Source organism: Nocardia cerradoensis NBRC 101014, assembly GCF_000308535.1.
Lineage (GTDB): Bacteria > Actinomycetota > Actinomycetes > Mycobacteriales > Mycobacteriaceae > Nocardia > Nocardia cerradoensis.
In genome coordinates this window covers 1-7,134 of sequence record NZ_BAFW01000134.1, presented here as the reverse complement: position 1 = coordinate 7,134, position 7,134 = coordinate 1, and the positions used below count along the sequence as shown (strand labels likewise).

The following is a 7,134-nucleotide window of genomic DNA, read 5'->3' as shown; positions in this document are numbered from 1 at the left end:
GTTGCCCAGAGCCAGCACCCCGAGTCCCGGTGCGAGTGCGCTGAGTATCGCGCCGAGCCCGTAGACCGAAAGCCCCATGACGAAACAGCGTTTGCGGCCGTAGCGGTCGGTGAGCTTGCCGCCCGGAATCATCAGTGCCGCCATGATCAGCAGGAACAGGGTGATGACCAGTTGCACCCCGGCCACGTCGGCGTCCAGATCGGTGCTGATGTCGGTGATCATCACCGCCATATTCGTACCGGCGAAACTGCAGATGAACTGCGCCAGCGCCAGCGGCACCAGCACGCCGCGCGGGCGGGCCGGGGCATTGGGCTCGCTCATCGCGGGGGCTTTCCGGACTCGAGGCGATCGAGTTCGTCGTCGAGTGCCATCGCCGCCGCGACCAGCGCCAGGTGCGTGAACGCCTGCGGGAAGTTGCCCAGCTGTTCACCCGACGGGCCGATCTCCTCGGCGAACAGGCCCACGTGGTTGGCGTAGGTCAGCATCTTGTCGAATGCGTAGCGGGCGTGGTGAACTCGCCCCGCGCGCGCCAGCGCCTCGACGTAGAGGAAGCTGCACAGATTGAAGGTGCCCTCCGAGCCGCGCAATCCGTCCGGCGATGCGGCGGGATCGTATCGATAGACCAGGCTGTCGCTGACCAGTTCCTCGTCCATCGCGTCGAGTGTGCTGAGCCAGTCCGGATCGCGGGGGGAGAGAAAGCCCATGCGCGGCATCAGCAGCAGAGCGGCATCCAGAACGTCGGTGCGGAAGTGCTGGACGAACGCGCGACGGTCCTCACTCCAGCCACGCTCCAGGATCTGGGCGAACACCGCGTCGCGCGCATCGGTCCACCGCTGCAGGTCGGCCGGGCGGGCATGCTCGGTCGCGAGGCGAATGCCGCGGTCGAACGCGACCCACGTCATCAACCTGCTGTAGGTGAAATCCTGTTGGCCTCCGCGGGTTTCCCACACGCCCTCGTCGGGCCGATCCCAGTTGTCGACCAGCCAGTCCAGTAGCTCGGCGAACACCCGCCACCCCGAGACACCGCCGATATCGGAGGTCTGTGCCAGCGCATCGGCGACTTCACCATAGATATCGAGTTGCAACTGGTCCGCGGCGGCGTTGCCGACCCGCACCGGCGCCGATCCGCGATATCCCTCCCAGTGGTCGAGGATCTCCTCGTCCAGTCGCGGGTCACCGTCGATGCGATACATGATCTGCAACGGCTCACCCGAGGGAGTGCTGCCCGGCAGCCGCTCACGCAGCCAGCGGCGAAACGCGTAGGCCTCGGCGGTGAACCCCAGATCCAGCAGCGCCCGGACCGACAGCGAACCGTCACGCAGCCAGGTGTAGCGATAATCCCAATTGCGTTCCCCACCGACCTGTTCGGGCAGGCCCATGGTGGCCGCCGCGATGGGGGCGCCCGTCGGTAGGTAGGTGAGCAGTTTCAACGTGATCGCGGAGCGGTTGACCATATCGCGCCAGCGGCCGCGATAGGTCGAGTTCCGCAGCCACCCCTGCCACCATTCCCGGCAGGCCGCGAATTCGGCCGCCACATCGCCGCGCTGCGGCGGCGCCGGGAACTTCCCGCCCGCCGCGGTCGCGGTCAGCACGATGACGGCCGTCTCCCCCTCGTCCAGAGTGAAGCGGCCGATCGCGTCGCCGTCGTCGACGCTCAATACGACCGGGTCGGACGCCTGCAGGTGCAGGGTGGTGTCCGGACCCTCGAACATGATCCATTCGTTGTCGTGCGCCACCGTCGTATGCTCGGCGCGGCCGTAGTCGAAACGCGGCCGGCATGCGACCGTGAACGGCAGACTGCCACGCACCACACGCACGATCCGAACCAGCCGATGCCGGTCGGTAGGCGCATCGTCGTCGATCGGCGGCATGAAGTCGGCGACCTCCCCGACTCCGTCCGGCGCCATGAAACGAGTGACCAGCACCGCGGTATCGGGCAGATACAACTGGCGGATGGTCACCGCCCCCTCCGGCAAATCGGCCGCGACACGGCAGTAGCCGCCGCGTTCGTGGTCGAGCAGCGACCCGAAGACGCTCGGGGAATCGAATCGCGGTGTGCACCACCAATCCACCGTTCCGGCCGACGACACCAACGCCGCGGTTTGCAGATCGCCGACAATACCGTGCTCGGCGATGGGCGGATAGGAGTTCATCGGCACTCCCGAAGGTGGCGGACCCATCTGGCAACGATCCGGCCGGATCCTCGGGGCCGGTGTACACGAGGCGCGTTCGTTTCTCATTGTGCGCTGTGCCGATAACCTTGCGGACCCGCTCCGGCGAAATTTCAGCAATCATCTTGTCTGCGGGACCGGCGGCGCCGAATCATAGGGTGTCAGGTCGTCTCGGCGGCCGCGTTCGCGCTGTCGCCGACCCGCCCGGGCCTGGGTTGCGGTGGATGTTCCTGTCAGAGGGTCAGGCGTCGGAGGAAAGGGGTGCCGGGTGAACAGTGCTGCCGATATCGACGAGATGGGTCCGATCGACTATCTCGTCATCGAATTTCCCGCCGACCGCCAACCGGACGGCTCGGCGTTGCCGATGCTGCGGGATCTGGTGGATCGCGGTGTCATCCGGGTCCTGGATCTGGCCTTCGTGCACAAGGATGCGGACGGATCACTGACCGGGATCGACATCGCGGATGTCGGGTTGACCGGCGACCTGGATGTGACCCTGTTCGCCGAGGCGGCGACCGGGCTGCTCGACGAGGGGGATCTGCGCGAGGCCGGGGGCGCGTTGGAACCCGGCCATTCCGCGGCCGTCCTCCTCTACGAGAACACGTGGGCGGCACCGCTCGCGGTGGCGTTGCGGCGCAACGGCGCCGAACTCGTCGCATCCGGTCGCATTCCCGTTCAAGCCATCCTCTCCACCCTCGACAGCCTCGAGGCCGATAACTGAGGAGCAGCAGCATGCCCGGGTTACTACGGGGCGTCGCCCGTACCGCAGTGGTCGCCGGAACGGCCACGGCCGTCTCCAATCGCGTCTCACGACGCCAGGGTCAGCGCTGGGCCGCGCAGCAGGAGTACCAGTACGAGCAGCAACCGCCGCCGCCCGCCCCGCCGGCGGGGGAACTGACCGCATCGCGGCACTGAAACAGTTGGGCGAGTTGAAGGCTCAGGGGGTGCTCACCGAGCAGGAGTTCGAATCGGAGAAGGCGCGCATTCTCGCGTCGTGACCACCGGGCGCATCCGCACGGAGATCAGGAGAAGCAGCATGAAACTCGTCAAAGCGGTAGCGGTGCTGGCGACCGGTGCGGCAGCGCTGATTCCGATCGCCGCATGTTCCTCGGACAACAACAGTGGCCCGGTCGCGGTCACGACGACCACGGCGCACGGTGGCGAGCACACCGATATGCGGGGCAGTCTCGCCACCACGGCGTCGTCGGTGGTGGGTTCGGCCCTCAACTCCGCGCAGCAGGCCGTGCAGAACGCGATCAACAGTGTGCTGTCGGCGGCGCCGATCACCTTCGACAAGAACAGCTCCGACCTGAGCCCGACCGATGTCGCCACGATCAAGGCGGTGGCGCTCCCGCTCAAGGGCAACGACACCGCGGTCAAGATCGAAACCTACGCCGTCGACCCGAACTCCGGGGCTGCCGACTCGCTCGCCCAGGCACGGGGCAACAATGTCGCCACGGCCCTGCAGGACGAGGGGATCGACAAGGCGCGCATCACGGTCCACGCGGAGGGCAATCCGATCGAGTCCAATGTGCAGATCGACCAGGCGACGATCTCGGTCACCATGAAATAGCGCGGTGGCGGGCGGGGACTGCCGTCATCGTCGGGCGCCCTCCGCTTCGGTGGGCGCCGGGCCGGGAACCAGCACCTTGGCGATCGTCGCCGCCCCGACCACCACCATCGACAGCACGAAAAGCCAACTGATCGCGGTGAACACCGGGCCGAGCAGCCCGAACTTCGCCTGCGCGGAGGCGGTGATCTTCGGCAGCACCAGCCGTCCACCGGCCCGGACCGAGGTCAATCCGACGGCCGTCAGCGCCCCGGTCATCCACAGTGCCCGCCCGCGCAGCTTCCCCATCGTGAGCAGGTACGCGCAGAGGGTCCATACGATCATCCACACCAGCAACTCGCCGGCCAGGGTGAGCGGCAGTCCGAAATAGCGGAGCCCGGCCAGTTCGCGCACGGCCCCGATCGTCGCGGCCGAGAATGCGACGACGAGCAGGACCACCGGCCAGCGCCACGCGTCGCGCAGGCCGATCGCCGGCACGTCCCAGAGCTTGCCGTAGATCCGCGCGAGTGTCTTGGCGAACGACGCGCCACTGATCACGACCATCAGCAACCCGACCACTCCGAAAGCCGCGAATGTCGGATCGGTCGACGCGACGACTCCGAAGGCGGACCGGAACGTCGCCCGGTCCAGCCCCAGCTGGTCGTCGATGGCGTGGGTCGCGAGATCCAGATGGGAGAACACGGACCCCGCGATGATCACCGGCAGCACGCACGTGAAGATCTTGGCTGCCAGCGTCATCGATCGGTCCACGATTTCGATATCGGCGAATTCCTCGACCACCTGCCGGAGCGGCCCGGATCCGGAATCCGGTGCGTCCCGGCGCACCGCGGCCCACGTGGCGCTCATATTCATCGACCACATACCGTCGATTCAACTCCGCGAATTCGCCGGGCGCGAGCGTCGAAACACCCGTTCTCGGGACGGGTTATGCGCGCGGGCCGGGTCGTTTGTCCATCAACCGCAGAATGAGCGGGGTGAAGATCAGCTGCATCGCCAGATCCATCTTGCCGCCCGGCACCACGATGCAGTTCGGACGCGACATGAACGAATCGTGCAGCATCGACAACAGATACGGGAAATCGATCACCTTCGGATCGGCGAAGCGGATCACGACGAAACTTTCGTCGGCGGTCGGAATGCTGCGGGCGGTGAACGGATTCGAGGTGTCCACCGTCGGCACCCGCTGAAAATTGACGTAGGTGCGCGAGAACTGCGGGCAGATGTACTTCACGTAGTCGGGCATGCGCCGCAGGATCGTATCGATCACCGCTTCACTGGAATAGCCGCGCTCTGTCTTGTCGCGGATGACCTTCTGAATCCATTCCAGATTCACGATCGGCACCACGCCCACCAGCAGATCCGCATAGCGCGCCACATCGACCGTGCCGGTGACCGCGGCGCCGTGCAGCCCCTCGTAGAACAGCAGGTCGCTGCCGGGGGCGAGTTCTTCCCACGGCGTGAAGGTGCCCGGTTCCAGTCCGTAGGGTTTGGCCTCGGTCTCGTCGTGCAGATATTTGCGCACCAGCCCGACCCCGGATTGCCCGTAATCGCGGAACAGGCTCTCCAGTTCGGTGAGCAGATTGGCCTCCGGGCCGAAATGTGAGAAATGCAGATTCAGATCTGCTTCTGCTTCGGCCATCGCCACCTGCATGCCGCCGCGATCGTAGCGGTGGAACGAATCCCCCTCCACGATCGCGGCATTGATGCCCTCCCGCCGGAAGATCTCCTGGAAGGTCCGGGTGACGCTGGTCGTTCCGGCGCCGGAGGAACCGGTGATGGCGACCACGGGATGTTTGCGCGACATGACATCTCGATTCGATCAGCCGGCGTTCAATGGCGCGCCGGTCGGAACAGGGTGCGGGTACCGAACAACGACGCATCGAAGGGCGGCCCGGCATCGGGTTCACGGTGATAGCGCTCGATCCGGCGCACCTCGTTGCGCGATCCGAAAACCAGCGGGATCTGTTGATGCGGATGCTCGGGAACCACCTCGAGCACCCGTTCGTGGCCGGTGGTCGCGGCACCGCCGGCCTGTTCGATCACGAAGGCGATGGGATTGGCGCCGTACAGCAGCGACACCCGGCCCGGCCGGCCGGGATCACGGGTGTCGTACGGATACAGATAGACCCCGCCGCGGGTGAGGATGTGAAAGGCGTCGGCGACCAGTGACGCCACCCAGCGCATATTGAAATCGCGCGCCCGCGGCCCGTCGACCCCGTCGAGACATTCGTGCACATAACGCCGCACCGGGCGCTGCCAGAACCGCTCGTTGGCGGCATTGATCGCGAATCCCGAGGTGTCTTCCGGAATGCGCATGCCGGGATGAGTGAGGACGAACGCGCCGATCTCCCGATCGAGAGTGAATCCGTCGACCCCGCTGCCGGTGGTGAGGACCAGCATCGTCGCCGGGCCGTAGAGGGTGAATCCCGCACAGACCTGCCGCACTCCCGGCTGCAGGAAATCCGCCGCCTGCGGCGCCCGCCCGTCCTCCGGTGCGCGCAACACACTGAATATCGTGCCGACGGGCAGATTCACGTCGATATTCGAGGAGCCGTCCAGCGGGTCGAAGGCCAGCATGTATTTGCCGCGCCGCACCTCCCCCACCACCGGATGAAATCCGTGCATCTGCTCCGACAGCAGTGCCGACAACGGCCCGCTGGATTCGGATTGCTCCACCATGATGTCGTTGGCGATGGCGTCCATGCGCCGATGCAGGCTCAGCGGTGGGTCCGCGCCGTCCGATTCACCCAGCGCGCCCACGATGCGGCCGCGGGTCACCTGATTGGCGATGATCTTCGCCGCGGTGGACACCACGTTGAGCAGTGCGGAGAACTCCCCCGAGGAACCGGGATGCCGATGTTCCTGTTCGATCGTGTAGCGGGTGAGGGTTTTCATTCCGTCGGGCATGCCGGCGCCTCCTCCGCGGCGCCGGCTCGGTCGCCGAAAACGCTGCTGCCGTAGATGTCTTCGGTTGTCAGCGTCATCAGGTCGGCCTTGCCGAGCGGGCGATGCTCCTGCACCAGGCGATTCGCCTGGCGCAGCCGGCACCGGTCCACGGCATTGCGGACACTGCGCGCGTTCGCGAAACGCGGCCGCGCCATTCGCACCGCCAGATATTCGTCGAAGGCCACCGCCGCCGCATCGCCGAAACGGAAATTCTGCTGTGCCACCATCACTTCCGCGATGGCCAGCAGCTCCTCGCGGGTGTAGTCCGGGAATTCGATGTGGTGGGCCACCCGCGAGGACAATCCGGGATTGGCGGAGAAGAACGTCTCCATCCGGTCCGGATATCCGGCGAAGATCACCACCAGACTGGAACGTTCGGTCTCCATCTCCTGCAGCAGGATCTCGATCACCTCCTGTCCGTAGTCCCGCTCGTTCTCGGGCCGGAAC

7 protein-coding genes and 2 pseudogenes are annotated in these 7,134 nt (G+C 66.2%); 3 read left to right on the top strand and 6 right to left on the bottom strand.

The features are described from left to right. A partial coding sequence (locus ON23_RS14105) for an MFS transporter (RefSeq protein ID WP_039778675.1) occupies positions 1-321 on the bottom strand: 321 nt, incomplete at its 3' end. Further along, entirely contained in the window at positions 318-2,153 is a 1,836-nt protein-coding gene (locus tag ON23_RS14100) for a glycoside hydrolase family 15 protein (RefSeq protein ID WP_039778674.1), read from the bottom strand. The genes ON23_RS14100 and ON23_RS14105, both read right to left, overlap by 4 nt. A gap of 313 nt (positions 2,154-2,466) precedes the next feature. Here ON23_RS14100 and ON23_RS14095 point away from each other — a divergent pair, with 313 nt between their 5' ends. The 3 genes and pseudogenes from ON23_RS14095 (at position 2,467) to ON23_RS14090 (ending at position 3,744) form a co-directional block, all read left to right on the top strand. Next, the gene (locus tag ON23_RS14095) at positions 2,467-2,892 is read left to right on the top strand and encodes a DUF6325 family protein (RefSeq protein WP_039778678.1); all 426 of its coding nucleotides are present in this window, start codon (positions 2,467-2,469) and stop codon (positions 2,890-2,892) included. Between the two features lie 11 nt (positions 2,893-2,903). Further along, positions 2,904-3,169: pseudogene (locus ON23_RS36860) on the top strand (SHOCT domain-containing protein). Between the two features lie 38 nt (positions 3,170-3,207). After that, on the top strand, positions 3,208-3,744 hold the full coding sequence (locus tag ON23_RS14090) for an OmpA family protein (protein ID WP_039778677.1): 537 nt from the start codon (positions 3,208-3,210) through the stop codon (positions 3,742-3,744). Positions 3,745-3,768: 24 nt separating this feature from the next. On the opposite strand, the gene ON23_RS14085 is transcribed toward ON23_RS14090, so the two are convergent. The 4 genes and pseudogenes from ON23_RS14085 to ON23_RS14070 form a co-directional block, all read right to left on the bottom strand. Next, on the bottom strand, positions 3,769-4,587 hold the full coding sequence (locus tag ON23_RS14085; protein ID WP_051042685.1) for a hypothetical protein: 819 nt from the start codon (positions 4,585-4,587) through the stop codon (positions 3,769-3,771). 79 nt (positions 4,588-4,666) lie between these two features. Next, positions 4,667-5,545: a phosphoribulokinase gene (locus ON23_RS14080; protein ID WP_036501267.1), complete on the bottom strand. Its 879-nt coding sequence runs from the start codon at positions 5,543-5,545 to the stop codon at positions 4,667-4,669. A 26-nt stretch (positions 5,546-5,571) separates the two neighbouring features. Then, positions 5,572-6,648: a class 1 fructose-bisphosphatase gene (locus ON23_RS14075; RefSeq protein ID WP_039778673.1), complete on the bottom strand. Its 1,077-nt coding sequence runs from the start codon at positions 6,646-6,648 to the stop codon at positions 5,572-5,574. Then, positions 6,633-7,134, bottom strand: a pseudogene (locus ON23_RS14070) (CbbX protein); the annotation flags it as partial. The gene ON23_RS14075 and the pseudogene ON23_RS14070, both read right to left, overlap by 16 nt.